Annotated in this window: 2 protein-coding genes; both read left to right on the top strand. The window is 65.9% G+C overall.

Annotated features, from left to right (window positions below; all coding sequences use genetic code 11):
- Positions 1-106: 106 nt before the first annotated feature.
- Positions 107-1,351: a virginiamycin B lyase family protein gene (locus tag QSJ97_RS24390; protein ID WP_285675099.1), complete on the top strand. Its 1,245-nt coding sequence runs from the start codon at positions 107-109 to the stop codon at positions 1,349-1,351.
- Between the two features lie 380 nt (positions 1,352-1,731).
- The coding region (locus tag QSJ97_RS24385) for an IS256 family transposase (RefSeq protein ID WP_434220958.1) at positions 1,732-2,685 on the top strand (954 nt) is incomplete at its 3' end.

Here is a 2,685-nt window from a genome sequence, read left to right as displayed (position 1 = left end):
ACGGCCGGCTCATACACCACGTCCAGGGACACGAGCCTTCGGTTGTTCGGAACCCCGGGTTTTTATGTCATACTTTGTTGACCCTGCCACAGTCGAAAGCCCGGACATGATGACCCGCAATACGCTTCGTTCCGTTCTTCTCGCGACCGCGCTCAGCCATCCCGCTGCCGCTCTCGCGCTGCCGGACGGCGAAGGCCGGGAGACGGTCGAGGCCGTCTGCACGGCCTGCCACGGCGTCAATCTCATAGAGCGCAGCTCGGGGTATTCCCGCGATGACTGGCGCTTTCTCACCTCCACGATGATCGACCTTTCGGGCGATCCCGAGATGGAAGACGGGATTCTCGACTATCTCGCCGAAAATTTCCCGCCCGGCGACAACCGCGAGGCGACGCCGGTCTCAGGCCCGCTGACCATCCGTTTCGAGGAGTGGATGGTGCCCACGTTGGGCCAGCGTTCGCGCGATCCGGTCGAATCGCCCGACGGCGGGATCTGGTGGGTTGGCCAGTGGAAGGACATCCTCGGCCGAATCGACCCGGAGACCGGCGCGATGGAGGAATTCGACCTGCCGGCAGGAGCGCGCCCGCATTCGGTCAACATCGGTCCCGACGGCGCGGCCTGGTACACCGGCAATCGCAACGCCACCATGGGCCGGTTCGACCCGGCGACCGGCGAGATCACCGAATACTCCATGCCGGATGAAGCATCGCGCGACCCACACACGGCCGAGTTCGACGCGGACGGCATCCTGTGGTTCAGCCTTCAGGGCAGCAACATGATCGGCCGGCTGGATCCGGAAACCGGAGAGGTCCGTACGATCGCCAGCCCACGCGAAGGCTCGCGTCCCTATGGCGTGAAAATCGGCGCGAATGGCACGGTCTGGGTGGCCTGCAACGGCGCCAACTGTCTGCTGCGCCTCGACCCCGAAACGATGGAGGTCAGCGAGATACCCTTGCCCGACGCTGGCACCACCGTGCGCCGGCTCGACATCGACGAGGACGGGATCATCTGGTGGGTCAATTCCGGACTGGGACGGCTCGGCCGCTACGACCCGGCGACGGGAGACATCCAGGAATGGGCGTCGCCCAGCGGCCCGGATTCGCACCCCTACGCCATCGCGGTTTTCGACGGGGCGGTCTGGTACAATGAAAGCGGGGTTCGCCCGGACATGCTGGTGCGCTTCGATCCTCAGACGGAGACGTTTCAGAGCTGGCCGATCCCCTCGGGCCCGGTCTATGCCGGCATCCTGCGCCACATGCGTACCACACTTGATGGCGAGGCGCTGCTGATCCACCAGAGCGGGACCAACCACATCGCCCGTGTCACCGTGGAGCGCGGTGGCCCGACGCAGTAGTGATGCCAAGGTGCGGGGTCGTTCGGCCAGGCGACAGCCCTTGACCAGAACACGGAGCCTTGTCGGCCGCCAGATTCGCCTCGGCAAGTTCGACGTCTCGAGCGCGGCCTACCGGAATGGCGCGGGAACGGTTGCTCCGCGCCTACGGTCCAGGACCTGACGCGACGCTTTCCGAAATTGCGCAGATCAGCGAAGCGGTCGTCGGCGCGTCGCGCAGCATCAGTCGAACAGGGCTTGTTCCGGTCGTCTTCTGCGTTGCCGCATCGGCCCGCTATCGGATGGATAACGTACAGGGTCTTTCGCACTCTGCCTGTGGAGGCGGTTCCTTTCAGAGTGGCTGAGAGGAGCCGAACATGGACGAGGACGGAGAGACGAAGCCGATGGGCCAGGTGATCCAGATCGACGAAGCGCGCATCAGAGATCACCTCGGTGAGATGGTGCGGGGCACCGTCGAGGAAGCGCTGAACGCGATGCTGGATGCCGAGGCTGACCGCTTGTGCGGGGCCGGGCGCTACGAGCGCAGCGAAGCCCGGAAGGACACGCGCGCCGGCAGCTACGAGCGCAAGCTCGAGACCCGGGCCGGCGAGGTCAGCCTGAAGATGCCGAAGCTCCGGCGCCAGAGGTTCGAGACCGCCATCATCGAGCGGTACCAGCGCCGCGAGAGCAGCGTCGAGGAGGCGTTGATCGAGATGTACCTGGCCGGCGTTTCGGTGCGGCGTGTGGAGGACATTGCCGAGGCGCTCTGGGGCACGCGGGTGAGCCCGAGCACGGTCTCGAACCTGAACAAGAAGATCTACGCCAAGATCGAGGCATGGCGGCACAAGCCGATCGAGGGCGCGCACCCTTATGTCCTTCTCGACGGCATCGTCATGAAGCGGACCTGGGCGGGCGAGGTGCGCAACGTCTCGCTCCTGGTGGCGATCGGCGTGAACGCAGAAGGGTATCGCGAGATCCTCGGGATCTGCGAGGGCGCCAAGGAGGACAAGTCTGGCTGGTCGGCGTTCCTCCGCCACCTGGTCGATCGTGGCCTCGGGGGCGTCGAGCTGGTCACCTCGGACGCCTGCCGCGGCCTCGTCGAGAGCGTCGCCGAGTATCTGCCCGAGGCACGCTGGCAGCGCTGCGTCGTGCACTTCTACCGCACCGTCTTCAGCCATGTGCCGAGCACGAAGGTCCGCGAGGTCAGCCACATGCTGAAGGCCATCCACGCGCAGGAGAACCAGGCAGCGGCCGCAGAAAAGGCCGGCGCGGTCGTCGACGAGCTCCGCCGCCAGCGTATGGCGCGCGCTGCGGACCTCGTCGACGCCCATCTGCACGAGACCCTGACCTATTACCGC

Origin of the sequence: Paralimibaculum aggregatum (assembly GCF_030270585.1) — a bacterium.
GTDB lineage: Bacteria > Pseudomonadota > Alphaproteobacteria > Rhodobacterales > Rhodobacteraceae > Thermohalobaculum > Thermohalobaculum aggregatum.
This window is presented reverse-complemented; position numbering and strand designations above follow the sequence as displayed.